Here is a 25,414-nt window from a genome sequence, read left to right on the forward strand (position 1 = left end):
GGATACCGGGTACTACTCACCTGCGGATCGAACCAGTATCGCAGCCGCCACATGCCTGCCTTCCGACGACAGGATATTGTAGGTCCTGCAAGTAGCCTGCGTATCCATCACCTCAAACCCGATACCACGAGAAAGTATGGTTCTCATCAGCGAGGTATCGGGGAATTGCAACGATATCCCCGTCCCGAGCAGAATGATCTCAGGTTGCATGGCCAGCAATGCATCAAAATGTTCCATACCTAACCGGCTGATACTGTTCGCCTGCCAGTGCTCGATGATTCGGTTCGGCAGTACGATCATATTATCTGTGTATCGCACCTGATTGACGGCGACATAACCCTCTCCATAGCCGGAAAACACATTCAAACCGGAAGAATCCGAAAGATGCAGCTTCATGGAAACTCCTCATTACAAAATAGTCAGTTTTGATCTCAATCGGGTAATCCGGGCAGTTTGGCCGACCATTTTCACCCGAACGAAGACTAGCGTAACATGGTATGCTTTTTTTCGTATCGAACATCTCGTGACTCCCATGCAACCCATCAAGAAATCCAGCAAACTCGATAATGTCTGCTACGACATACGCGGCCCGGTTCTCGATCGCGCCAGACAAATGGAGGATGAAGGCCAGCGCGTTATCAAGCTCAACATTGGCAATCCTGCTTCCTTCGGATTCGAGGCGCCGGACGAGATTCTGCAGGATGTCATCCGCAATCTTTCTGCGGCATCGGGTTATTGCGATTCCAAAGGGTTGTTTGCTGCCCGCAAAGCCATCATGCATTACACGCAGGAAAAAAATATCGCCAACGTGCAGATGGATGACATTTATATCGGAAATGGTGTATCGGAACTGATCATGCTGGCCACGCAAGCGCTGCTGGAGAATGGCGATGAAATACTGGTTCCCTCGCCGGATTACCCACTGTGGACGGCAGCTATCTCACTTGCCGGCGGGGTTGCACGTCATTACACATGTGACGAACAATCCAGCTGGTTGCCCGATCCGGAAAACATAAAAGCCCGGATCAGCAGTAAAACCCGGGCCATCGTAATCATCAATCCAAACAACCCGACCGGTGCGCTGTACCCGGATGATCTGTTGCGCGAGATCATTGAAATTGCCCGACGTAACAATCTGATCATTTTTGCTGATGAGATCTACGACAAAATCCTTTACGACTCTGCCAGCCACATCTCGGCCGCCTCACTGGCCGATGATATTTTATTCGTTACATTCAATGGTCTGTCCAAGAATTACCGTGCAGCTGGCTTTCGCTCCGGCTGGGCCGTCGTTTCCGGCAACAAAGCTCATGCACGGGATTACATTACCGGGCTCAACATGTTGGCATCGATGCGCCTGTGCGCCAATGTCCCAGCACAATTCGGCATCCAGACTGCATTAGGCGGCTATCAGAGCATACATGACCTCACCATGCCTACCGGCCGGCTGAAACGGCAGCGTGACCTGGCCTGGAAACTACTGACCGACATCCCCGGCGTGACCTGCTTCAAGCCTCAGAGTGCACTGTACCTGTTCCCAAGGCTCGATCCCGTCTACTATCCAATTAAAGATGATGAACAGTTTGCCCTGGATCTGCTGCTGGAAGAGAAAGTGCTGGTGGTACAGGGAACCGGGTTCAACTGGTCGCAACCCGATCATTTTCGGATCGTGTTTCTACCCAACAGTGATGATCTGACAGAAGCAATCGGCCGGATCGCGAAGTTTCTCGACCGTTATCGCACCCGCCACGACAGTTGATCCCGTCCGCGCAAAAACGAGTAACTGAGCGGGCAACTGACTTGCCCCGCTTTATTCCGTATATAATCCGCAGTTTACTTTCATCGATGTACACACAAATTCTGTTATGAAGCCAATTTATGTAGGATTGCTCGGTGTCGGTACCGTTGGCGGCGGCACTTATACCGTTCTGAAACGCAACCAGCAGGAAATCACTCGCAGAACCGGGCGCAATATCGTCATCCGCATGATTGCCGATCTGGATCAGGAAAAAGTGCGTCGTCTGACAGCAGGTGATGATGTTATCGTAACTTCCGATGCACTTGAGGTTGCCCGACACCCCGAAATCGATATTGTCATCGAACTGATGGGAGGACAAACCATTGCCAAGCAGGCAATCCTTGAAGCTATCGCTCATAGCAAGCATGTCATTACCGCCAACAAGGCCCTGCTGGCAATCCATGGCAATGAAATCTTCGCAGCAGCACAACAGCGTAATGTCATCGTTGCGTTCGAAGCTGCCGTGGCAGGCGGCATTCCCATCATCAAAGCCTTGCGCGAAGGTCTGGCAGCCAACCATATCGAATGGATCGCCGGCATCATCAATGGAACCAGCAATTTCATCCTGTCTGAAATGCGTTCCAAAGGACTGGATTTCACTACTGTTCTGGCTGAAGCACAACAATTGGGCTATGCCGAAGCCGATCCGACCTATGACATCGAAGGCATCGATGCAGCACATAAAATCACCATCATGTCTGCTCTTGCTTTTGGCATTCCAGTCCGGTTCGACCAGACCTATGTCGAAGGAATTACAAAACTGGCCAATGACGATATCCGCTATGCGGAGGAACTAGGGTATCGTATCAAACTGCTGGGTATTACCAAGCGCACCACCAACGGAATCGAGCTGCGTGTCCATCCGGCACTGATCCCGGTCAAACGGCTGATCGCCAACGTTGAAGGGGTGATGAACGCAATCATCGTAAAGGGAGATGCCGTCGGGCCGACACTGTATTACGGTGCCGGAGCTGGTGCAGAACCTACTGCCAGTGCAGTTATTGCCGATCTGGTCGATGTGACACGTCTGCTCACTTCCAGCCCGGAACACCGGGTACCAGTGCTGGCATTTCTGCCGGAACTGCTGTCCAATACTCCTATCGTGCCAATGGAAGCGGTCGAAACAGCTTACTATCTGCGACTCCAGGTTCTGGACAAACCCGGTGTGCTGGCTGACATCACCCGTATCCTGGCAGACAATCATATTTCCATCAACGCCATGATCCAGAAAGAACATGCGGACAAGGAGGATAAAGTCAATATCATCATGCTGCTACACAAGACTTGGGAGAAGAACGTCAACACTGCCATTGAAAAAATTCAGAACCTCCCGGCCATGACTGCTAAAATCATCCGGATCCGGCTTGAAGAGCTCGGCAGTTAAGCTGCACGGGTTTTCCAGATTCGTTTTACCCAGAACCGATCCATTTCCTGCATTTTCACGGAATTGACACGCTTCCGCCGGGACACCGCCGGTTGTTCGTATCCCGCTCATCACAGGCTAATATGCGTTATCTTTCGACTCGTGGCGGCATGTCGCCCGGAACATTTACTGAAATACTGTTGACCGGCTTAGCACCCGATGGTGGGCTGGCCATACCGGAAACTTATCCTGAAATCAGCTCGGCAACGCTTGAATCCTGGCGATCACTCGACTATCCATCACTCGCGTTCGAAATTCTGTCACGTTTCATGGATGACATTCCTGACAATGATTTACGCACACTGATAGCACGCACTTATACCGCTGAGGTATTTGGCAGCCAGGACATTACACCCGTCCAGACGCTCGAACCCGATCTGCATCTGCTGCATCTCTCCAATGGACCCACGCTGGCATTTAAGGATATCGCCATGCAGTTCATGGGCAACCTGTTCGAATACGTTCTTGCAAAAAATAATGATGAGCTGAACATTCTGGGTGCAACATCCGGCGATACTGGCTCCAGTGCGGAATATGCCATGCGCGGGAAGCAGGGGATCCGCGTATTCATGCTGTCTCCCTATGGCAAAATGAGTGCTTTCCAAACAGCACAGATGTTTTCACTCCAGGATGAAAACATCTTCAACATCGCGATCGAGGGGGTGTTCGACGACTGCCAGGATATCGTCAAAACAGTCAGTAACGACCAGCCATTCAAGCAGAAATATCAGATCGGCGCCGTCAACTCGATCAACTGGGCTCGTATCGCTGCGCAGGTGGTTTACTATTTCAAGGCCTATTTTGCAGTCACCCGTTCCAGCGACGAAATGGTTTCATTTTCCGTCCCTTCCGGTAACTTCGGCAACATTTTTGCCGGCCATGTTGCTCGCATGATGGGTCTGCCTATCAGGAAACTGATCCTGGCGACCAACGAAAACGATGTACTGGATGAATTCTTCCGTACGGGTTTGTATCGTCCCCGTTCAACGGCCGAAACCAAGCAAACCAGCAGTCCTTCGATGGATATTTCCAAGGCATCGAATTTCGAACGATTCATCTTCGATCTGACCGGCCAGGACTCTGCACGAGTCAAAGAACTCTGGAAAGTGATCGATCAGGGAGGATCGTTCGATCTCTCCGGCACCGATCTGTGGGCAAAAATCGGAGATTTCGGTATTACATCAGGAACCAGTTGCCATACCGAGCGTATCGATACCATTCGAGAGATATACCGTAAATTTGATATCCTGGTCGATACACACACTGCAGATGGACTGAAAACAGGGATGGCATTACGCAAATCGGGTATTCCACTGATCTGCCTGGAAACGGCACTACCTATTAAATTTTCGGACAGCATCCGGGAAGCAGTTGGATTTGAACCGGAACGGCCGGGCGGATACGATAATCTGGAAAATCTCCCTCAGCGTTTCGACCGTATGGCAGCAGATGCCGAACGGGTAAAACAATTCATAGTCAGCCGGATCGATTCATCAGGCAAAGTAAACAACTCATAAAAAACCGGATGAAATCCTGATATATTGAACCTTCCTGTGAGAAACACTGTAAGAATACTGATTTTCCTCCCCGATTCGGGTGTTTTTCTGACTAAATCGCAACAAACGGAGAAGGAGTGCATCATGCTGTTTTCGATTAGCCGTTATGATCCGGACAAAGATGAAAAGCCGTACATGCAGGATTATAATGTTGAGCTCGAACCCACGGATAAAATGCTTCTGGATGCGCTGATACGCATCAAAATCATCGACGACAGTCTCAGCCTGAGGCGCTCATGCCGGGAAGGCGTCTGTGGTTCTGACGCCATGAATATCAATGGCCGCAACGGACTTGCCTGCATCACGCCACTGGCCGGCCTGCGCGAACCGGTGGAAATCCGTCCTTTACCGGGATTACCGATTATCCGGGATCTGATTGTCGATATGAGCCAGTTTTTCAAGCAATATCACTCGATCAAACCCTATCTGGTCAACAATGATCCGCCACCGGAAACAGAGCGGTTACAATCCCCGGAGGAACGTGCCCGACTGGATGGACTTTATGAGTGTATTCTATGTGCCTGCTGCACGACTTCCTGCCCTTCATTCTGGTGGAACCCCGATAAATTTGTCGGCCCGGCCGGATTATTGCAATCCTACCGCTTTCTGGCCGACAGCCGGGATCAAGCCACCTCGGAACGACTGGATGATTTGGAAGATCCTTACCGTTTATTCCGTTGTCACTCCATCATGAACTGTGTTGATGCCTGTCCCAAGGGATTAAACCCTACTGCCGCAATAGAAAGCATAAAAATCATGATGCTGAATAAAACGGTATGAATCATCAGGCCCGCATGCGCTGGCGTTGTCGTCGCGGCATGCTGGAACTGGATATCATCCTGCAACGTTTCATAGACAATCATTATGAGCAGTTGGATGAATACCAACTTGAACTGTTTGAAGTACTGCTGTCACTTCCCGATCATGACCTGTGGAACATAATTATTGGCAACACTAAAGTGCCCGATAATCAGTTTCAGCCTGTATTGAAACTTTTACAGGAAAATTGACCCGAAATTCGGGTATCCACAGAAACAATTTAGATTACAGGATAAATGGAGAAAACTATGCCCCCACAAAATGTAGCCACTTTGTCACTGGGTAAAGGCAAACAAGAGATTGAACTGCCCATTATGTCCGGTAATGAAGGCCCGGATGTCATTGATATTCGTTCTCTGTATGCCCAGAGCGACATGTTTACCTATGATCCCGGTTTTGTATCAACAGCCAGCTGCAAATCGGCCATCACGTTCATCGACGGCGACAAGGGTGTTCTGCTGTACCGTGGCTACCCGATCGAGCAACTGGCTACCCGCTGTGATTTCATGGAAGTCAGCTATCTTCTGCTGAATGGTGAATTGCCAACTCCTGATCAGAAAGCACAATTCGTCAATAACATCAAAAACCACACGATGCTGCACGAGCAACTGATCAAGTTTCTCAGCGGATTCCGCCGTGATGCACACCCCATGGCAGTCATGGTAGGTGTGGTTGGTGCATTGTCTGCCTTTTATCACGACGCCATGGATGTCTCTGACGCACAACATCGCGAGCAATCTGCATTCCGTCTGATCGCCAAGCTGCCGACGATCACGGCCATTGCCTATAAATACAATATCGGCCAGCCTTTCGTCTATCCGCACAACGATCTGGGATTTACAGAAAATTTCCTGCACATGATGTTCGCCACACCGACCGAGAAATATACTCCCAATCCGGTCATCATCAGAGCACTGGATCGTATCCTGATTCTGCATGCAGACCATGAACAGAATGCCTCCACTTCGACCGTCCGTCTGGCCGGTTCAAGCGGAGCCAATCCCTTTGCCTGTATCTCTGCCGGAATTACCTGCTTATGGGGTCCGGCACATGGGGGAGCGAATGAAGCCTGTCTCAACATGCTTGAACAAATCGGAGATGTTTCACGTATCAACGAATACATTGCCCGAGCCAAGGACAAGAACGATCCTTTCCGGCTGATGGGTTTTGGTCACCGAGTCTACAAAAATTTTGATCCGCGCGCCACATTGATGCGTGAAACCTGCCATGAGGTCCTGGATGAACTGGGATTACATAACGACCGGTTGTTCAAGCTGGCGCTAGAGCTGGAAAAAATCGCATTGGAGGATGACTACTTCATTACCAAGAAACTTTATCCCAATGTTGATTTCTATTCAGGCATCGTGCAGCGTGCACTGGGTATTCCGACTTCGATGTTCACTTCCATTTTTGCTACAGCCCGCACCGTTGGCTGGGTTGCTCAGTGGAACGAAATGATTTCCGATCCGGAACAAAAAATAGGCAGACCACGTCAATTATATATTGGTGCACCTCGTAGAGATGTGCCATGAAAACCGCGGCCCTGCCAAGGGAATACCAGACTTATAAATAAGTCTGGTACAGCTGATGAAAACCGGAAACAGTCGAGATCGTACACATCCATCGCGTATTTTCTCTCCCGGCAATCCGGAAAAAACGTTGCAGTGACTTCACAGGCTCCAGGTGGTTATCGTGACAAAACAACTCTTAGAAGATTCGAAACTGTTCGGCAACAATGCGGCATTTATCGAAATGCTCTACGAACGATATCTGGAAGATCCATCCGCAGTACCGGATCAATGGCATCAATATTTCGATTCACTACAACCAACAGAAACCATCTCTGCACGAGACATCCCTCATACTCCTGTCGTTGAGTCACTGGTACGGTCTGCAACCCAGCACACACCGCCTTCGTCCGAAACACCGTCGAAGCAGGCGACTGAACAGCCATCCAATATTGAAACACAAGAACGCAAGCAGGTTGCCGTTCTGCAATTAATCAACGCTTACCGGTTCCTGGGAGCACGCAAGGCCAGCCTCGACCCGCTCGGTCTGCAACAGAAACAAGATATCCCTGAACTCGATCCGGAATTTCACGGGCTTACCGACAGTGACATGGATAAAGTGTTCAATACCGGTTCTCTGGTCGGCTCCGAGCACGCCACTTTACGAGAGATTCTGCAGCGGCTGCAGCAAACCTACTGCGGCAGCATTGGTGCTGAATATATGTACATAGCAGATACCAAACAGAAACGCTGGATACAGAACCGGCTGGAATCCATCAATGCCCAACCTGGTTTTACTCCGGAATACAAACGCCATATCCTCGAGCGATTGACTGCTGCAGAAGGGCTGGAGAAATATCTGCACAATCGCTATGTCGGCCAGAAACGCTTTTCCGGCGAAGGTAATGAAAGCCTCACCCCAATGCTGGACAAGCTGCTGCAACATGCAGGCACCTCAGGCGTACAGGAAATCGTCATGGGAATGGCTCATCGCAGCCGCCTGAATGTACTGGTCAATACATTGGGAAAAATGCCTTCCGAGCTGTTTCAGGAATTTGAAGGCAAGCATCCACAAGCACTGACTTCGGGAGATGTCAAATATCACCAGGGATTTTCTTCTGCAGTCATGACACCAGGTGGCATCATGCACCTGGCACTTGCATTTAATCCGTCACACCTCGAAATCGTCAACCCGGTAGTGGAAGGTTCAGTACGTGCTCGCCAGCACCGCTTCGGTGATAAAAACGGAGATCAGGTCATCCCGGTGTTGATTCATGGCGATGCCGCCTTTGCCGGACAGGGCGTCGTGATGGAAACGCTGAATCTGTCACAAACACGTGGTTATGGCACGGGGGGAACGATTCATATCATCATTAACAACCAGATTGGTTTCACCACATCGGATCCGCGTGACAGCCGCTCCACGCTGTATTGCACCGATGTCGTCAAGATGATCGACGCACCGGTTTTTCATGTCAATGGAGATAATCCTGAGGCGGTAGTACTGGCTACAGAAATCGCATTTGATTTTCGAATGCAGTTCTATAGAGACATCGTGATCGATCTGGTCTGTTTCCGCAAGCAGGGGCATAACGAGCAAGATGAGCCGATGGTGACCCAGCCTTCTATGTACCGCGTTATCCACCAGCATCCGAGCACCCGTAAACTGTATGCCGATGGGCTCATCCGCCAGGGTATAATCGATGAAGCCGATGTGGAATATATGGTGCAATCCTATCAGGATGCCATGGATGAAGGACGTAACCCCAATACGACTATCTGCTATGACTACAAATCTCCCAATGCGGCCAACTGGGTACTCTTTCAGACTGCTGAGAAATGGAGTCAGCCAGTAACAACCGGTATGCCGATTGAAGATCTGAAATACCTGTCAGAACGTCTGACCACCATTCCAGCCACATTCAAGCTGCACCCCAGGGTCGAAAAAATTATCCGGGATCGCCGGAAAATGGGGGAAGGCAGCTTACCGCTGGATTGGGGAATGGCTGAGAACCTCGCCTACGCTGCTTTGTTGAAAGAAGGTTACCCCGTTCGTATTTCCGGGCAAGATTGTGGACGTGGCACTTTTTTTCATCGTCATGCCGTTCTGCATGACCAAAATCGTGAACAGGACCAGTGGGAGGATGGAACCTATATCCCTTTGCGCCATATCACACCCAGGCAGCCTGATTTTGTCGTCATAGACTCGATACTATCGGAAGAAGCTGTGCTAGGTTTCGAATACGGTTATGCCACCGCCCAGCCGAATGAACTCGTCATCTGGGAGGCACAGTTTGGTGATTTTGCCAACGGCGCTCAAGTAGTCATCGATCAGTTCATTGCTTCTGGGGAAGCCAAATGGGGGCGACTGTGCGGACTGGTCCTGCTACTACCGCATGGTTATGAAGGTCAGGGCCCGGAACATTCATCGGCCCGTCTTGAGCGATACCTGCAATTATGCGCTGAATACAACATTCAGGTATGTGTTCCTTCCACCCCGGCGCAGATATTCCACCTTCTACGTCGTCAGATCATCCGGCCGATACGTAAGCCGCTGATCGTCATGTCACCCAAAAGCATGCTGCGCCACAAGGAAGCAGTTTCATCCCTGGAAGAGCTGGCAAACGGCCGTTTTCAACCCATCATCCCCGAAACGGAAGCATTTGAGATCGAGAAAGTAAAACGGCTGATCATCTGTAGCGGAAAAATATACTACGAGTTGATCGCTTACCGGCGCGAACACCATATCACCAATATGGCAATTATCAGACTGGAACAGCTTTACCCGTTTCCTCACGAGGATTTTCAGGCAGAGATCAATCGATACGACCATGCTACGGAAATTATCTGGTGTCAGGAAGAACCAGGCAATCAGGGTGCCTGGCACCGTATCCAGCACTATCTGTTGCGGCACATGCGATCTGACCAGATACTCGGGTACGCACTCCGTCCCTCATCTGCTTCCCCCTCGGTCGGTTATCTGGCAATGGACAGATTCAGACAGAAAGAATTGATCGAGGCAGCGTTCCGCAACACAATCTGACAAAATCATGGAGAGTTCATCATGCTGATCGAAGTCAAAGTCCCCGCATTATCAGAATCAGTAGCGGAAGCCACATTAATCAGCTGGCATAAGCAGCAAGGTGAACATGTTGAACGGGGTGAGAACCTGATCGACATTGAAACCGATAAGGTCGTACTGGAGCTCCCTGCTCCGCAGTCTGGAACCCTTGCCGAAATTATCCAGAACGACGGCGCTACTGTCACCAGTGGAGAGATCATCGCCCGTATCGATACCGCTGCCACAGGTACAAAAACTGCTGTACAGCAACCTGTTCCGGTTGATTCCGGACACCTGGAAGCCACAGAATCCACGGCAGCATCCATGCGCCCGGCTCAGATACTCATGCCATCAGCCAAAAAAGCTGCCGAGGAAAATGGTCTCACTACGGAAGAAATTGCGGCAATTCACGGCACAGGCCGTGGCGGACGCATCACCAAGCAGGATGTGCTGACTCATGTCAAAAACAGTGCCGTTACCGATCAGCAGTCTGATTCCCGCACCGATCAATCTGCTGCTGGTATACCTCAGGCAGACGCTTCCCCGGTACCCGTCGATCAGACAGAAAAAACAAATCGGCTGGAAAAACGTGTGCCCATGACACGTTTACGCATGCGCATTGCTGAACGACTGGTGCAGTCCCAATCTACAGCAGCCATTCTGACTACGTTCAACGAAGTCAACATGCAGGCAATTATGGACTTGCGGGCCCGTTACAAGGACAGCTTTGAGAAAGAACATGGCATCAAACTCGGCTTTACTTCATTTTTTGTCAAAGCTGCGGTTGCCGCCCTCAAGAAATTTCCCATCATCAATGCATCGGTGGACGGAAATGACATCCTCTATCACGACTATTACGACATCGGCATAGCGGTGGCCAGTCCGCGCGGTCTGGTTGTGCCGATCATCCGGGATGCTGACAAACTCACCTTTGCCGGGATCGAAAAACAGATTGCTGACCTGGCCAAACGGGCACAGGATGGAAAACTCACGCTGGAAGAACTGACGGGAGGTACGTTCTCCATCACCAATGGAGGCGTATTTGGTTCGATGCTCTCGACACCGATCATCAACCCGCCCCAAAGCGCAATACTTGGCATCCATGCCACCAAACAGCGCCCGGTTGTCGAGAATGGGCAGATTGTAATCCGGCCGATCAACTATCTGGCACTTTCCTATGATCACCGTATCATCGACGGACGCGAAGCTGTCCTGTCTCTGGTTGCGATCAAGGAAGCACTGGAATATCCGGTCAGCCCATTATTCGAAGGCTGAAAACCGATAGGAGCGAAAGAATCGAAAAGGATGAAGGGATAATCCAACCCGGGAACGTCTGGTAAAAAAAGATCATTCGCAGATCCTGCTCACAGCCATTTACTCACCCTCCACTACCTGCTGACTGAGTGACCTTAAACGCTGTAAATATAAAAAACAGCCTGAGCAGAAGATGTGATCTCTCGTACTTTTATTTCAATTTCAGTGAGTGTTTCTTCCCTGTTTTGCCGGGCCAGATCTGCTTGCGCTCATAGACGATAGGCATATCACGGTTAATTTGTGCGGCAGAAGGTCTCACTGTTACATCTACACCCTGACCACACGATTCGGGTAATGGATTAGCAGTGAGGTTACGCGTGATCTTCAGTGGAGCAGGGCCATTATCTATGCTGCTGTCAAAAATCGTCCCCAGATCATTATGTGTCCACAGATTGACGACCCCTTCCGTTTGGAATCCAGAGGGATTTGTAATCTGACAAATATCCGCGATAGATACCTCGAAAGTGACACTTTTCGCACAGGAACCCGCCACGATATTGACTGCATTCAACCGGAAAGGTATATAAGCCACCATCCCTTCCGACATCCCCGGGCCGCCGGCTGCCCAAAACCCAACCACTTTTCCTGCAGCATCCTGCTTGGGTTGTACATGATCAAAGGCTGCCCGGCTGAGCAAAGGGCGAACGTTATCACTCCAGTTTGATACGAAATCACTCAATAACCCGCCCTGAGGTTGACCATCAACCAGAATGGTCGAATCAACTCCATCTGGAAACACGATGGAAGTCCCGATCACGGGAGTCGTTCCGCAAGGGTGCCCGATCACTACATTATTCGTGACTCTGACTCCCTCACCCACCGTGCCTGTCTCAAGACGGGTATGCGCTGATACCTCCAGCCCCGTTCCCAACAATACAGCTACTGCTAATGAAAACAATGTCAATTCCAATTTAACTTTATTCACGCAATCTACCCCTTTATTCTGTTAATACACATAAAGCAAGACGAAACTCATCTGCGGCCATACCGACACCCATCCCTTCAGCTATCCGCAAATGATGAAGATGGAAAACCTGCTGCGACCATTTATTCTTTTAAAAAATGGCTGGCAGCCGGAAAGAATTATCTGATCCGCATAAATAAATGACAATGCGACAAATTGTCGCGCCTGTTGCGAAGATGAGTGCTCACGGTCATGGCGGGACAAGCTAACCACATGACAAACAAATGAAATTCATTTACAACAGGAGGGATTTCTCTGCGACAACCATTACGCAAATGCGACAATTTGTCGCACTCGCGAAATGACTATCGTTCCGGGAATCAGTAACTGCGAACAACCGCCGCATAAAAATGGAAGGGACTAAACAACTACATTCCAGACTGGTCGGTTTGCACTGATCACATTGATCGCGGGAAGGCAGATATTGTTTTTCTAACCGGTGGAATTACCGAATAGCAATCGCTGGAAAGTTTGCCTGCCCTTGTCTTGTTTTTTCGCGATCCTATTTTCTGTTTTGCCGAGCTTCATGGCAGTATACTGCTCTGGCCGGCATGATCGAGATCAGGTATCAGTTCGAAGTTATGGCTGCGTCCCACTGCTCGGGAGTATAGGTTTTCATTGATAAAGCATGAATTTCCTCACGCATCCGCTCACCAAGTGCCTGGTAAACCAGTTGGTGCTGCTTGATGATACTTTTACCCTGAAACAATTCGCTGACGATCACGGCACTGAAATGATGGCCGTCATCTCCCTCTACTCTGATCCAGGTGCAGGGTAAAGCAGTTTTGATTGAATGCTCGATTGACTCTGCAGTAACCATGTCTTCTCCTTTATTTCTCAGATATAAAAATAAACTTACTCGCTCACGAGCGGATTTTGTAACCGCTTTTCAGCATCCATAATGCCCATGCCGAAATTGCCACGAGACAAAACGATACGACAATCATGCTGATGTAAGGTGAGACATCGGAAACACCGAAGAAACCGTAGCGAAAACCATCGATCATATAAAAAAAAGGATTCAAATGAGATAAGAACTGCCATACCGGCGGCAAAGAATGAATAGAATAAAACACTCCGGAAAGAAATGTCAGCGGGAGGATAATAAAATTCTGGAATGCCGCCAGTTGATCGAACTTATCCGACATGATCCCGGCAATGACACCCATCACCCCTAGCAGAGCACTGCCAAGCAATGCAAACAGCACGACCCAGAGCAGTGACTGCAGTGGCAGCGGATAAAACCAGGCAGCAACCATACATACACCCAAACCGACTATCAATCCGCGCAGTGTGGAGGCACTGACATAAGCCAGAAAAATTTCCAGATAAGAAAGTGGCGACAGCAGAGTGAATACCAGATTCCCGGTTATTTTCGACTGAATCAGGCTGGAAGATGAATTGGCGAAAGCGTTCTGCAAGACGGCCATTATCACCAGCCCGGGAACCAGGAAAACGGTATAGGGAATACTGCCATAGACTTCTACTCGTGCCGCAAGGACATGCGAGAAAATCAGCAGATAAAGCAGGCTGGATAATACCGGCGCAAGAACCGTCTGGAGACTGACTTTCCAGAAACGCAGCAGCTCCTTGTGAAACAGGGTATAAAATCCGGTCATGACATCCCCGCTGTGTCGGTTTCCATAATCTTCATGAACACAGTCTCCAGATCAGGCTGGAGTAATCGCATATCGAGCACCTCAATTCCGAATTGACGCAATATTGACAATACCGTTTCAATCTCGGTGTAATCCTTTATCTTCAGGTTGTGCAGGCAGCCATCATGCCCGCCTGGCCATACATCCAGTCCGGGTGGCAGTGTGTCGGTCGACAAACGCAACTCCAGCGTATAGTCCCTGGTACTGCGTACGAGATTATGCATACTGTCGAGTGCTGCGATTCTGCCTTGTTTGAGCACTGCCACACGGTTACACAAAGCTTCGGCTTCTTCCAGATAATGCGTGGTCAGTACGACTGTATGACCTTCGAGATTGAGCTGCCGGATGAACTGCCACAAACTCTGGCGCAAATCCACATCTACCCCCGCCGTGGGTTCGTCAAGAATGATCACCGGTGGTTTATGCACCAGCGCCTGCGCGATCAGCAAACGCCGTTTCATACCTCCCGACAGGGCACGCACATTCGTATGTGCCTTATCAGCAAGATCAAGATGCTGCAAAATTTCATCGATCCAGGCATTATTGCGTCTGATTCCGAAATAGCCCGATTGGATGACCAGCATCTCACGCACTGTAAAAAATGGGTCGTATACCAATTCCTGCGGAACCACTCCCAATCTTTTCCGGGCTTCACGATATCCGGACAGCACATCGTACCCCATTACTCTGGCAGTTCCCTGGCTTGCCCGGGTCAGGCCTGCCAGAATACTGATCAGCGTGGTTTTACCGGCTCCGTTGGGCCCCAGCAATGCGAAGAATTCCCCCGGTTGAACAACCAGATCGACATTATCCAGTGCAACCAGCTTGCCGTAGCGTTTGCTCAACTGCCGTACCTCGATCGCGGGGGTCATCTGGTAATGGAAAACATCAACGTATTACTGAAATGAAAGCAGGAAAATGGCAAAATCCGTCAGATCAGATAGATTCTGCCGGTTTGCCAGTTGGAAGCAGGCTGCCCACATCATACAGTTCTATAAGATCAGCCAGATTTGAGGGCAGATTGACGAATTCGGTTCTCCGGCCGTATGTCTGTGTGGTACGCATCCACTCGAGCAGCATGCTGACAGCCGAAGAATCTACCTGGGTAACTCCCGTCAGGTCGACCAGCATGTCATCTGCTTTGATTGCTGCCTCTCCCGCACGGGTCACCTCAACTACGTTGTCATAAGTTATGGGGCCACTGATAAAGAGGCAGTTTCCCTCCAGGTGAATACGGATATCCATTTCTCTGACCACACTACTTGCCTCGCATCGATGCATTCTTTTCTACAAGTGCCGTAATCAGCCCATCCACGCCACCTTCTCTGACCTGGCTGTTGAAAGTACCTCGATAGTTGGTAACCAGGCTGACTCCGGCAACTGTCACATCATATACTTTCCAAGTGCTATTGCTCTTTTCCATGGCGTAGTCTATCGGTACAGGCTGTTTCCCGCCACCCTGAACCACCAGCGTCTTGACTGTTGCTCTGGTATCCTGCGAACCGACATTTGTCGGACTGACCTTGATGACCTCATCGCGATAAGTGGTCAGTGAATTGGAGTAAGTTCGTACCAGCAGCGTACGAAACTCCTTCACTAGGGATTTCTTTTGCTCCGGACCTGCCAGAGACCAGTTCTTGCCCATCGCCAGCTGGGTCATACGCGTGAAATTGAAATGGGGCAATATTTTTTCCCGAATGAGATTTAATACCTTATCCTGATTACCCGTCTTAATACCACCGTCCTGTTTGAGTACGGCCACTACCTCATCGACTGTATTTCTGATCAGTGCATCCGGTGAGCTGTTCTGTGCCGATGCAGGCAATACAACAGCCAGTAATACCAGTAAAAGAAAGTTACCAATGCGTGTTTTCATGTTTTATCACCTATTTCAAATTTCCGGATCCGAATTTCTTTTCTCTGAGGCTTTATCGAACAGGAACCGCCCGATCATATCCTCGAGCACAATGGCCGAGTTGGTCTTCATGATCTTTTCACCATCCTTGAGCATCTTCTCATCACCTCCCGGTAACAGTCCGATGTATTGTTCGCCCAGCAGCCCGGATGTCAGAATGCTGGCAAAAGTGTCTTTTGGAAACTGATAGCGCGTATCCACTTTCATGGTGACTACTGCATCGTAAGTCTGCACACTGAACTGTATATCCGTCACGCGCCCCACCACTACACCTGCACTTTTTACCGGAGCTCTAACCTTTAAGCCACCGATATTCTCGAAATTACCTACTAGGACATAACTCCCTTCCGGCTGAAAATCGGCCAGATTACCCACTTTCAATCCAAGAATCAGCAGTGCGCCAATACCTGCCATGACGAACAAACCTACCCAGAAATCCATCATGGTACGTTGCATCAGCTTACTCCTCTGAACATAAATGCAGTCAAAACAAAATCCAACCCCAGAATCGCGAGCGAGGAAGTTACCACTGTACGGGTAGTTGCACCTGATACCCCTTCAGCTGTCGGCGGGGCATCAAACCCTTCAAACACAGCAATCGCCGTTATAACAACCCCGAAGAAACAACTTTTGATGACACCATTCACGATGTCATAACGGAAATCAACCGAACTCTGCATCTGTGACCAGAAAGATCCTTCATCCACACCAATGAAAACTACCGTCACCAGATATCCTCCAAATACCCCCATAACAGAGAACATCGCTGCCAGCAGCGGCATGGAAAAAACACCTCCCCAGAATCTTGGTGCAACGATACGTGCGACTGGATCCACCGCCATCATTCCCATGGCAGCCAGTTGTTCGGTTGCTTTCATCAAACCGATTTCAGCTGTCATGGCTGAACCAGCACGGCTGGCAAACAGCAACGCAGCGATGACAGGACCCAGCTCTCGCACAAGAGATAGCGCCACCAGTGTTCCCACTGCTGATTCAGAACCGAATTTCTGCAATGTTTCATACCCTTGCAGACCCAGCACCATACCAACAAACAGCCCGGATACCAGAATAATGATCAGTGACAGGACACCGGCGAAATATATCTCGCGTGTGATCAGGTGGAAACGCAGAAAGCCGGGCATAGATTTCAACAGTACCAGCAATACGAAACGGGTTGCACATCCCAGTCGCCAGATACTGCCGACCACTCTGTGCCCGATCGATTCAATAACGGTCTTGATACGTTTAGCCAAACTGATCATTCCTATCATTCATGCTGCCTGTGTCCGGTCACCTTTCCATGACACTTATACCCAGATCCTGCGAATAAGCCTGTGCCTGGTAATGAAACGGCACCGGACCATCTGTTTCACCATGGATGAACTGATGGACAAACGGCACTTTCGATTCGCGCACTTCATCAGGTGTTCCATGGGCAGCAATCACCCCATCTGCCAGAAAATAAATGTAATCGACTATCCGTAATGATTCCTGAACATCATGCGTCACCAGAATGGAAGTCATGCCAAGCGTATCGGTCAGACGACGGATCAGACCACCGATCACACTCAATGAAATCGGATCCAGGCCGGTAAACGGCTCATCAAACATCATCAGCATGGGATCCAGTGCGATAGAACGTGCCAGCGCCACACGCCGCGCCATCCCGCCGGAAAGCTGTGCCGGCATCAGGTGACACGCACCGCGCAAACCAACCGCATGCAGTTTCATTAAAACCAAATCCCGAATCATCGACTCAGGCAGATTCGTATGTTCACGCATTTGGAAAGCAACGTTATCGAATACCGACAAGTCCGTAAACAAAGCGCCAAACTGAAACAGCATGCCCATTTTGCGCCGCAGCCTGAATAATTCATTCCGGCCAAGTTCATGTATGACCTGCCCCGCTACGGTGACGGAACCTGCCGAGGGACTGACTTCACCTCCGATCAAGCGCAGCAGCGTAGTTTTCCCTGATCCGCTGCCGCCCATGATAGCAATCACCTGCCCCCGCGACATGCGCATATCGACCCCTTTCAGGATCGGCCGGGGGCCGTAGGAAAAATTGACTTTACTAAACTCGATCAATGCATCGTCAGCCATCAGCCGATCCGCCTCTCACCTTCCAAAATTTCAGTGGCATGCGTAATATCCCCGGTTTTGTGTCTTATCGCCGCTATTGGCTGTACAGGCCATTCAACCTGAATAATTCTGACTGGATTCAAAGTAATGTATTTTACCAGAGCACTCCGGATACAACTCACCCCATCGTTCTTTTTCAGGACGATTTATCCTCTTGCAGTTCTACTGATTCTCCTTCATGCCCACTCGGGTCTGGCCGAGACCATCTATCGCTCTACGGACTCTCATGGCCGCACACTTTATTCAGATATACCCACACCAGCAGCCAAACCCTTACAGCCAGCCACTCCACCGGCCCGCAGCAAATACCGAGTTACCCGAGTCATTGATGGCGACACCATCGTACTCGAGAATAACAAGCGGGTAAGGTTGCTGGGTATAAATGCACCTGAAATCGAAAGCCGATATCACCCAGGAGAACCAGGCGGAGCAGATGCAAAAAAGTGGCTGCAAGGAAAATTACAGGGACGCAGCGTATATCTGAAACAGGACCGGCAAACGCATGATCACTATAAAAGAATGCTGGCTCATTTGTATCTTCCGGGTGGAGAACATATCAATCTTTCCCTGGTAGAGAAGGGATTGGCCACAGTCAACCTGATCCCGCCCAACCTGCTTCACGCCAATACGCTCATCAGGGCACAGCAACGGGCAGAAGCCAAGAAACTCGGAATCTGGTCAATGCAATACTACCAGCCACGCCCGATAGTCAAATTGACCGAGAAGCCATTCGGCTGGCAACGCTATCGGGTCAAGGCCAAAGCACTCAAACGAAATCGCCGGTTCAGCCGGCTCATTATCAGTGACAACCTTGATCTGTCTTTCGCCCATCGGGATCTGGCCTTGTTCCCTCCCCTTGAAACCTATTTAAATAAACCGCTTGAAGTGCGTGGCTGGGTATCACGCCGGAAAAACCATTTTTCAATACGCATTCAACACCCTAGTGCACTGGTCCTGTATTAAATGTTTAACAAACTGCTGAAAAACATAGCAAGGACGATCAGAGCAACACCGCAGCTTAGCTCCAAGTAGTTTTTAAAACCTGCACCAAATCAATTTTAAAAATCGTTGTAGCGTGACCGTTTGCGCCATTGAATACGCGGAATGACCAGCCCCAGAAATAAACCGACAAACAGCACTAGTGCTCCGGCATAAAACCACTCGCGTTCAATCTGCCCGCTGAGCACATGATTCTCCTGTTCAAGTTCACCGAGTTTCATCTTCAGATCAGCTACCTGTTGCCGCATTTCCTGATTTTCACCATTCAATTGCACCGCGCTGGCAGACAACTGTCTGATTCTGGACAATTCAGCTTCCAGTCGTTTATTGTCTTTCTCAAGTATTTCCGTCCGCTTTTTCTGCGCCCCCAGTTCATGTCTGACAAGGTCAGCCTGTGCACGAATGTTATCCGGCCGGCTGGCCGATCCGGAGAAATCACTGCTCAATTTTTCAAGTAATTCACGTGCCGCAGGCTCTGCCATCAAATATCGGGACAGCACCCAGCCTTCTGTGCCTCCAGCAGTCCTGACTCTGGAATATCCCTTGTTCTGGTCACGTTCCAATACTTCCAGCGCCGCACCACTTTTCAGCATCCTTACGATCGCATGCTGCTGACTAGGGCCGGTTCGCATCAATACTTCCACCTGATCACTGGCGTAACTTTTCTCTGCCTGGGCGGCCAATGGCAACCCCAATAAGGAAACAAAAAACGTGGATACGGCGAAAAGATAAATAATTTTGTCCATTTTCAGTGGTATCCGGCTCCAGAAACAAGGTTGTACCATTGATACCGACATAAATCCGAAATGCCGGATTTTCATATCGAACGAAAACACTACTTATTTTCGAATCCGGATATGAAATACTTGATCAACAAGACCAGGAAGAAAGGAAAAGCGCTCAGTACCGTAACCAGATAGTGTTCATAGGTAAACTGATCACCCTCATCCATAATAATGTAAGTAAAAAAAATACTGACAGGAAAGATAGCTGTAATAGACTGGAGTAACACAAACAGATTTTTCATCATATCGTTCTACACCATCTTCTTGTTGATTGCTACGGGAAACCACATTTACTACAATAGGATACCATAGAAATCCAGAGTGCCCGCCGGGACGATAATTCTCAGCGCTCCATGAAATGACCGGATCATCGCAAATTCTGCTCGTTCTGACCAACTTCCCGAATGACGTAAGCGCCAGAGAGCTGGCAGAAGTGCTAATTGATCGTCGGTTAGCTGCCTGCATCAACATTCTACAGGGATGCACTTCCATTTACCGATGGCAAGGTCTGACTGAAATCACCAGTGAAGTTCCGGTTCTGATTAAAACTACTCGGCAACATTACGAAGCAGTAGAGCAGACAATCAAATCACTGCACCCCTATGAACTCCCCGAAATTATTGCTGTCCCTGTCGATAGCGGGTTACCTGCTTACTTACAGTGGATTACTCACGAAACGACCGAAACAGATACTTAACCGAGATAACCCATGCGCTGGATAAAAACCATTTTACTGTTACTGTGCCTGGTAAGCACCCATACTCTGGCCGAAGAAAGCTCATCAGGGGGATTGATGAGCTTTCTGCAGCGGCTAGGTGTCAGTTCCGAACAGACCGAGCAGGAATTGCTGCCACCGGATGAAGCTTTCAAGCTGTCGCTCGAAGTCCGGGATGACCGCACGCTGATTGCCCGCCTGACACCCGCCAAAGATTATTATCTCTATCGGGATAAAATTAACTTCGAATCGAAAAGCGCAGGTATCCATATTGATCGGATAACGCTCCCGCCGGGTAAGATGAAGCTGGACCCTGCCTTTGGTCAGACAGAAGTTTACTATCAGCCCCTGGAAGCTGTCATCTCACTACGCCGGGATGCATCTGCACCAGAGCAACTTTCCCTGTCTGCCACTTATCAAGGTTGCAATGAGCCCGTCGGTGTGTGCTATGCACCGATCAACAAAGTAAATGACCTCCTGCTGCCATCTGTCACGGCTGCAATTGACGCAGTTGCTGACACAGTCAGTGGAGATGCTCAGGCAGCCGAATCTGCCGGAACCGATGCTATAGCCGAATTATTCCAGGCAGACAATGCACCACTGTTTGAAACAGAGTCCTATAAAATAGAACGCTTGTTCGCCAGTGGCAATTTCTGGCTGATTCTAAGTGGTTTTTTTGGCATTGGCTTATTACTCGCCTTCACTCCCTGTGTATTTCCCATGTTCCCGATTCTGTCCGGAATCATTGCCAGCAAGGGGCAGCAAATGTCAAAACTGCGCGGTTTCATGCTGGCACTGGCCTATGTACTGGGCATGGCGATCACTTACGCTATCGCCGGCGCAGCAGCAGGTCTATCTGGCACCATGCTGTCTGCCGCGCTGCAAAATGCCTGGGTACTGGGAACATTTGCATTGATTTTTGTTGCACTGGCTTTCTCAATGTTTGGTTTCTACGAACTGCAGATGCCATCTTTTATACAAAACAGGCTGGTCGAAGAAACAGGTCATTTCAAAGGAGACCAGCTTACCGGTGTATTTGGAATGGGGGCACTATCTGCTTTGATCGTCAGCCCTTGCGTCGCTGCCCCGCTGGCTGGCGCGCTGATTTATATCAGCCAGACACGCGATGTTGTACTAGGCGGTTCCGCACTGTTCATCATGGCACTGGGAATGGGTATGCCATTGCTGCTGCTGGGCGTCTCGGCCGGTGCATTACTGCCCAAGTCCGGTGCCTGGATGAAATCCGTCCAGCAGTTTTTCGGAGTTCTACTGCTAGCCGTAGCAATCTGGCTGGTCTCGCCCGTCATCACAGAAGTTGTGCACATGCTGCTCTGGGCAACACTGCTGATCATCTCGGCAATCTACCTGCATGCGCTTGATCCACTCCCCGGCCATGCCTCTGGTCTCAACAAATTTCTCAAGGGAATCGGCGTCATCGCGCTGCTGGTTGGTATTGCCTTGCTCATTGGCGTGCTTTCCGGAAGCCGGGATATTCTGCAGCCTCTATCCAAGTTCACCCTGGCTGCTACCACATCCTTCGATCAGCTTGCCAAACCATCTGTGAGCACAAATGAATCTCTGCCATTCAAGCAGGTTAAAACAACTACTGAGCTGGATGAGCTTATTCAGCAGGCGAAGGGACGTTATGTCATGATCGACTTTTACGCAGACTGGTGTATTTCCTGTAAAGAAATGGAGCGTTTCACCTTCACCGATCCGCAGGTTCAGGCACGCTTGAAAAATGTCGAACTGGTACAGATCAATGTCACTGACGGTACACCGGATGATGCTGCTTTGCTCAAACGTTTCAAGCTCTTTGGCCCGCCCGGGATTCTGTTTTTTGACCGGCAGGGAGTCGAGATTCCCAACATCAAAATCATTGGCTACCTCGATAAAAGAGATTTCGTCACAGTACTGGATGCAATCCTGCTCTGATAATCGGCTGGTTACCGATCTGCCAGTGTAGAGAAACCCCTGATACTGATGTTTCTGGTATAAACCCGGTATCTCTACCACGTATAAACTTTCTCCGGAATTCTTTATGTCCAAGCCCAACAAGTTTTCGTTCTACGTTATCGTTGCAATTCTTTCACTGGCTGCTGGTTTTGTTTATAAATCCAGAGAAATGGGCATCACAGTCTCTTTGCCGAGTGCTGACAGAAAGGCCGGAGCCGATAAACTCTTCAATGCAACCTTGTCTGACCTGGATGGTACTCCTCAAGCCCTGTCTCAATGGCGGGGGAAAATCGTCGTCGTTAATTTCTGGGCAACCTGGTGCCTGCCTTGCCGTGATGAAATTCCGGAGTTGATCGAGACCTACACGGTACATCATCAAAAAGATCTGGTTATTCTTGGTATTGCCATTGACGATACTGAAAAAGTAGCTGCATTCAGCAAGGAATTTAATATCAATTATCCTGTGCTGGTCGGGGAATTCGATGCCTTCTCACTTGCAGAGGCCATGGGCAACCTGCAGGGTGCTCTGCCTTTTACCGTCACGATCGACCGCAACGGCATGATCGTCGATACCCATCTGGGGAGAATCAAGAAAAAACAGATCGAAGAAATCATCAAACCGATGCTGTAATAAACCTGCAAAATCCAATTGACCGCCATTCATGGTTCGATTCGCCCACTCTGCATGATTGCCTCCGATAGTCATCCCGAAATCCACTCAACCTACCGTCATCACCGGCTCAGCAGGTACTGGTGTGGGCATCCGGACTGTCGCAGTAGCAGTCAGACGCCTCGGAATACAACATTGCCCTTCCATCCTGCATCTCACATGGCGTTATATCGCTCCTGCTCTCTGACCTTCCGGCACATCTCACATACAATGCATTGACTCATGCGCGTTTAGCCTGGTGCAGGTAGACGACTTTAGTTGTCTGCACCCAAACTGCGCTAACCCACCTATTCCCAGTAGGTAATAGTTCGGTCCCGTTGTTCTTATTTCCCCCGGCAACCATGAGGTTGGCCCATAGGACGAAGCGCTTGCACCGGGTAAAAAGCGCAGTTACAAGTAATAAACGAGCATTTTGAGCCGCAATAATGACCACACAGATAGTTTGGCCAAGGATTTTTAGCAGATGTAAATACAGAAGAACATCATATTCCGATTAAAGCTTCGCACCTCTATCAAACCGGATAATCCCACCTCTTGGCAAGATCTAATGTCAGTTCAAATCTGAACTACTACAATTGAGTACATAAAAAATGTAATTTCCACATGATCCACACATGATCGGGGTCAGGCCTCGAATCAAGAAAATAAGTATAACAAGCGTTCTTGATGCTGGACTCTTTGACTTGAATTTGTCGTCCCCACTACTGAGATATGCCCGGATTGGTGCTCAGCGCTTACGTCGACGTGGAGGGGGTGCAGAAAAATTGCCCAAGTCGCCCAGCAAGTCATCCAGCATTTGCAATTCGTCAAACTCGTCGAATCCATTATCCACCTGATAGTGCCTGATAAAGGTAGCGAGCTGTTTAGCATCCTGGAAAGCGATGAGGTCGATATCAGCTTGCCGCAGATCCATTTCCAGCCGCGTGATTTCGGCATCCATTGCCTTGTCAACATGGCTCGGCCTGATCTTCTGTGTATACGGCACCAACTGCCGGTAGGGCATCAATAACGACGCAAGCTCCGTCTTGAGTTCCGCCAGTTGCTCACGCAGTACCTGAATGTAATGTTCAATGCGCTCGTCAGGCAGATTGGTGAGGTAATTGGTATCAATCTGTTCGATCTCGAGTTGGATATTCAGCAGCTCAAGCAAATCGCTCCGATCATAGGCCTGGTTGACGCGCTGCATCAGGATGGTTTTCTCATCTACTGTCAGAGCAGTGCTTGCGCGATCAGGATGCAAGCTGCTGGCCAGTTTGCGATAAATTTCACGCACAGACTGGCTGATTTCTTTTTTTGCCGCAGCACGTTTCTCCTCAGCAGCCGCCTGTTTGGCTGATTTGCGGCGGCGTGAGCCTGATCCGGCTTTATTCCTGGCCTCTTCTTCCTGTCGCTGGTGCATGGCTTTTGCCAGCATTTCCTCCATGCTGACATCCGCATTATCATTGTCCAGATGCACACCAAACAGCTCTTCAACTATATCCTGGGAGATTGCTTTATCAATATCGGCCTGATCGTCATAACTGAGATCACTATATTTGTCATACAGTGCCACGATTTCCTCATCGCGCTGCTCGAGCAGCAACTCATTCGCCAGGTTGAGAATGATATCGCACAACTTTGCGCGCTGTTGCTTGCCACCAATGACCTTGCGCTGATGAAATTGCGTGTCAAGCAGATGCAACATGGCGATGCGTTTTTCGCGCAGTTGCGCAAACAGAGGCATCAATTCACTGTCTACACGCTGATTGTAGCGCTCGCTGTAAGTGTGCCACTCCGCAACCTGGGCACGTTGCTCATCAATTTGCCGGATCAGGCGCTGGAAAGTTGCCTGTTGTTTGGTTTGCGGTTTTGCGTGCGTCAGAACATCTGTAACGGTAAGTTCGCTACTATCGACGGAATCGAATAATGATTCTTGCCGGTGGATACGAGACATGGCGAAAATTCCAGAATGTGAAAAACAAAAAAGTTAAGAAACCTCTGCAAGGTTATGTCGCTGCGAAAAAACCGCAGGCTCACATGACAATCATCCAGACCTTATCCTGCTGCTTTTGTTTCCGTTTATCTGCACTGCTCCAACCCTCATGGATTCCGCAAAGATGAGTGAGGTACTGTTCTTTCCGGCTACTGCTTC

24 protein-coding genes are annotated in these 25,414 nt (G+C 49.6%); 12 read left to right on the forward strand and 12 right to left on the reverse strand.

The features are described from left to right. Positions 1–12: 12 nt before the first annotated feature. Positions 13–396, reverse strand: coding sequence for an Mth938-like domain-containing protein (locus ABUL11_RS00540; RefSeq protein WP_350281915.1), 384 nt, complete (start codon positions 394–396; stop codon positions 13–15). A 136-nt stretch (positions 397–532) separates the two neighbouring features. On the opposite strand from ABUL11_RS00540, the gene ABUL11_RS00545 reads away from it, so the two are divergent. The 8 genes from ABUL11_RS00545 (at position 533) to odhB (ending at position 11,440) form a co-directional block, all read left to right on the forward strand. Then, positions 533–1,759 carry a pyridoxal phosphate-dependent aminotransferase gene (locus ABUL11_RS00545; protein WP_350281990.1) on the forward strand — a complete coding sequence of 409 codons (1,227 nt, stop codon included), beginning with the start codon at positions 533–535 and terminating at the stop codon, positions 1,757–1,759. 106 nt (positions 1,760–1,865) lie between these two features. After that, complete coding sequence (locus ABUL11_RS00550; protein WP_350281916.1) at positions 1,866–3,182, forward strand: homoserine dehydrogenase; 1,317 nt, start codon at positions 1,866–1,868, stop codon at positions 3,180–3,182. Positions 3,183–3,304: 122 nt separating this feature from the next. Beyond that, positions 3,305–4,738, forward strand: coding sequence for a threonine synthase (thrC, locus tag ABUL11_RS00555; protein WP_350281991.1), 1,434 nt, complete (start codon positions 3,305–3,307; stop codon positions 4,736–4,738). Positions 4,739–4,861: 123 nt separating this feature from the next. Beyond that, positions 4,862–5,557: a succinate dehydrogenase iron-sulfur subunit gene (locus tag ABUL11_RS00560; protein WP_350281917.1), complete on the forward strand. Its 696-nt coding sequence runs from the start codon at positions 4,862–4,864 to the stop codon at positions 5,555–5,557. Beyond that, positions 5,554–5,787 carry an FAD assembly factor SdhE gene (locus ABUL11_RS00565; protein ID WP_350281918.1) on the forward strand — a complete coding sequence of 78 codons (234 nt, stop codon included), beginning with the start codon at positions 5,554–5,556 and terminating at the stop codon, positions 5,785–5,787. Before ABUL11_RS00560 ends, ABUL11_RS00565 begins: the two co-directional genes overlap by 4 nt. Before the next feature lie 57 nt (positions 5,788–5,844). Then, positions 5,845–7,128 carry a citrate synthase gene (gltA, locus tag ABUL11_RS00570; RefSeq protein ID WP_350281919.1) on the forward strand — a complete coding sequence of 428 codons (1,284 nt, stop codon included), beginning with the start codon at positions 5,845–5,847 and terminating at the stop codon, positions 7,126–7,128. A gap of 160 nt (positions 7,129–7,288) precedes the next feature. Beyond that, positions 7,289–10,147 carry a 2-oxoglutarate dehydrogenase E1 component gene (locus ABUL11_RS00575; protein WP_350281920.1) on the forward strand — a complete coding sequence of 953 codons (2,859 nt, stop codon included), beginning with the start codon at positions 7,289–7,291 and terminating at the stop codon, positions 10,145–10,147. 21 nt (positions 10,148–10,168) lie between these two features. Continuing rightward, positions 10,169–11,440 carry a 2-oxoglutarate dehydrogenase complex dihydrolipoyllysine-residue succinyltransferase gene (gene odhB / locus ABUL11_RS00580; RefSeq protein WP_350281921.1) on the forward strand — a complete coding sequence of 424 codons (1,272 nt, stop codon included), beginning with the start codon at positions 10,169–10,171 and terminating at the stop codon, positions 11,438–11,440. A gap of 190 nt (positions 11,441–11,630) precedes the next feature. Here the strand turns inward: odhB and ABUL11_RS00585 are convergent, their stop codons facing one another. The 9 genes from ABUL11_RS00585 to ABUL11_RS00625 all read right to left on the reverse strand — a co-directional run bounded on the left by ABUL11_RS00585 (position 11,631) and on the right by ABUL11_RS00625 (position 18,119). Continuing rightward, positions 11,631–12,404, reverse strand: a complete 774-nt coding sequence (locus tag ABUL11_RS00585) for a hypothetical protein (RefSeq protein WP_350281922.1) — start codon at positions 12,402–12,404, stop codon at positions 11,631–11,633. 607 nt (positions 12,405–13,011) lie between these two features. Then, positions 13,012–13,263, reverse strand: coding sequence for a BolA family protein (locus ABUL11_RS00590; protein ID WP_350281923.1), 252 nt, complete (start codon positions 13,261–13,263; stop codon positions 13,012–13,014). Between the two features lie 43 nt (positions 13,264–13,306). Beyond that, positions 13,307–14,062 (reverse strand): ABC transporter permease, encoded by a 756-nt coding sequence (locus tag ABUL11_RS00595; RefSeq protein WP_350281924.1) that lies wholly within the window; start codon positions 14,060–14,062, stop codon positions 13,307–13,309. Continuing rightward, the gene (locus tag ABUL11_RS00600) at positions 14,059–14,973 is read right to left on the reverse strand and encodes an ABC transporter ATP-binding protein (protein WP_350281925.1); all 915 of its coding nucleotides are present in this window, start codon (positions 14,971–14,973) and stop codon (positions 14,059–14,061) included. The genes ABUL11_RS00595 and ABUL11_RS00600 overlap by 4 nt, the downstream gene beginning before the upstream one ends. A gap of 64 nt (positions 14,974–15,037) precedes the next feature. Then, positions 15,038–15,382 (reverse strand): STAS domain-containing protein, encoded by a 345-nt coding sequence (locus tag ABUL11_RS00605; RefSeq protein WP_350281926.1) that lies wholly within the window; start codon positions 15,380–15,382, stop codon positions 15,038–15,040. Further along, entirely contained in the window at positions 15,360–15,977 is a 618-nt protein-coding gene (locus ABUL11_RS00610; protein ID WP_350281927.1) for an MlaC/ttg2D family ABC transporter substrate-binding protein, read from the reverse strand. Before ABUL11_RS00610 ends, ABUL11_RS00605 begins: the two co-directional genes overlap by 23 nt. A gap of 15 nt (positions 15,978–15,992) precedes the next feature. Beyond that, positions 15,993–16,472 carry an outer membrane lipid asymmetry maintenance protein MlaD gene (gene mlaD, locus ABUL11_RS00615; protein ID WP_350281928.1) on the reverse strand — a complete coding sequence of 160 codons (480 nt, stop codon included), beginning with the start codon at positions 16,470–16,472 and terminating at the stop codon, positions 15,993–15,995. Then, the gene (gene mlaE / locus ABUL11_RS00620; protein ID WP_502890010.1) at positions 16,472–17,269 is read right to left on the reverse strand and encodes a lipid asymmetry maintenance ABC transporter permease subunit MlaE; all 798 of its coding nucleotides are present in this window, start codon (positions 17,267–17,269) and stop codon (positions 16,472–16,474) included. Before mlaE ends, mlaD begins: the two co-directional genes overlap by 1 nt. Positions 17,270–17,306: 37 nt before the next feature. Beyond that, positions 17,307–18,119 carry an ABC transporter ATP-binding protein gene (locus ABUL11_RS00625; RefSeq protein ID WP_350281930.1) on the reverse strand — a complete coding sequence of 271 codons (813 nt, stop codon included), beginning with the start codon at positions 18,117–18,119 and terminating at the stop codon, positions 17,307–17,309. Between the two features lie 126 nt (positions 18,120–18,245). On the opposite strand from ABUL11_RS00625, the gene ABUL11_RS00630 reads away from it, so the two are divergent. Continuing rightward, positions 18,246–19,121: a thermonuclease family protein gene (locus ABUL11_RS00630; RefSeq protein ID WP_350281931.1), complete on the forward strand. Its 876-nt coding sequence runs from the start codon at positions 18,246–18,248 to the stop codon at positions 19,119–19,121. Between the two features lie 95 nt (positions 19,122–19,216). On the opposite strand, the gene ABUL11_RS00635 is transcribed toward ABUL11_RS00630, so the two are convergent. Beyond that, positions 19,217–19,903 (reverse strand): TIGR04211 family SH3 domain-containing protein, encoded by a 687-nt coding sequence (locus ABUL11_RS00635; RefSeq protein WP_350281932.1) that lies wholly within the window; start codon positions 19,901–19,903, stop codon positions 19,217–19,219. Positions 19,904–20,300: 397 nt separating this feature from the next. On the opposite strand from ABUL11_RS00635, the gene cutA reads away from it, so the two are divergent. From cutA to ABUL11_RS00650, 3 genes are all read left to right on the forward strand, one after another. Continuing rightward, a complete protein-coding gene (gene cutA / locus ABUL11_RS00640) occupies positions 20,301–20,639 on the forward strand; it encodes a divalent-cation tolerance protein CutA (protein WP_350281933.1) in 339 nt (112 codons plus the stop codon). A gap of 12 nt (positions 20,640–20,651) precedes the next feature. Then, positions 20,652–22,592, forward strand: a complete 1,941-nt coding sequence (gene dsbD / locus ABUL11_RS00645) for a protein-disulfide reductase DsbD (RefSeq protein WP_350281934.1) — start codon at positions 20,652–20,654, stop codon at positions 22,590–22,592. Positions 22,593–22,698: 106 nt separating this feature from the next. After that, positions 22,699–23,244, forward strand: coding sequence for a TlpA family protein disulfide reductase (locus tag ABUL11_RS00650; protein WP_350281935.1), 546 nt, complete (start codon positions 22,699–22,701; stop codon positions 23,242–23,244). 766 nt (positions 23,245–24,010) lie between these two features. Here the strand turns inward: ABUL11_RS00650 and ABUL11_RS00655 are convergent. Next, the gene (locus ABUL11_RS00655) at positions 24,011–25,216 is read right to left on the reverse strand and encodes a hypothetical protein (RefSeq protein ID WP_350281936.1); all 1,206 of its coding nucleotides are present in this window, start codon (positions 25,214–25,216) and stop codon (positions 24,011–24,013) included. Between the last annotated feature and the right edge of the window lie 198 nt (positions 25,217–25,414).

Source organism: Nitrosomonas sp. (genome assembly GCF_040256045.1).
In the GTDB taxonomy this organism is placed as follows: Bacteria; Pseudomonadota; Gammaproteobacteria; order Burkholderiales; family Nitrosomonadaceae; genus Nitrosomonas.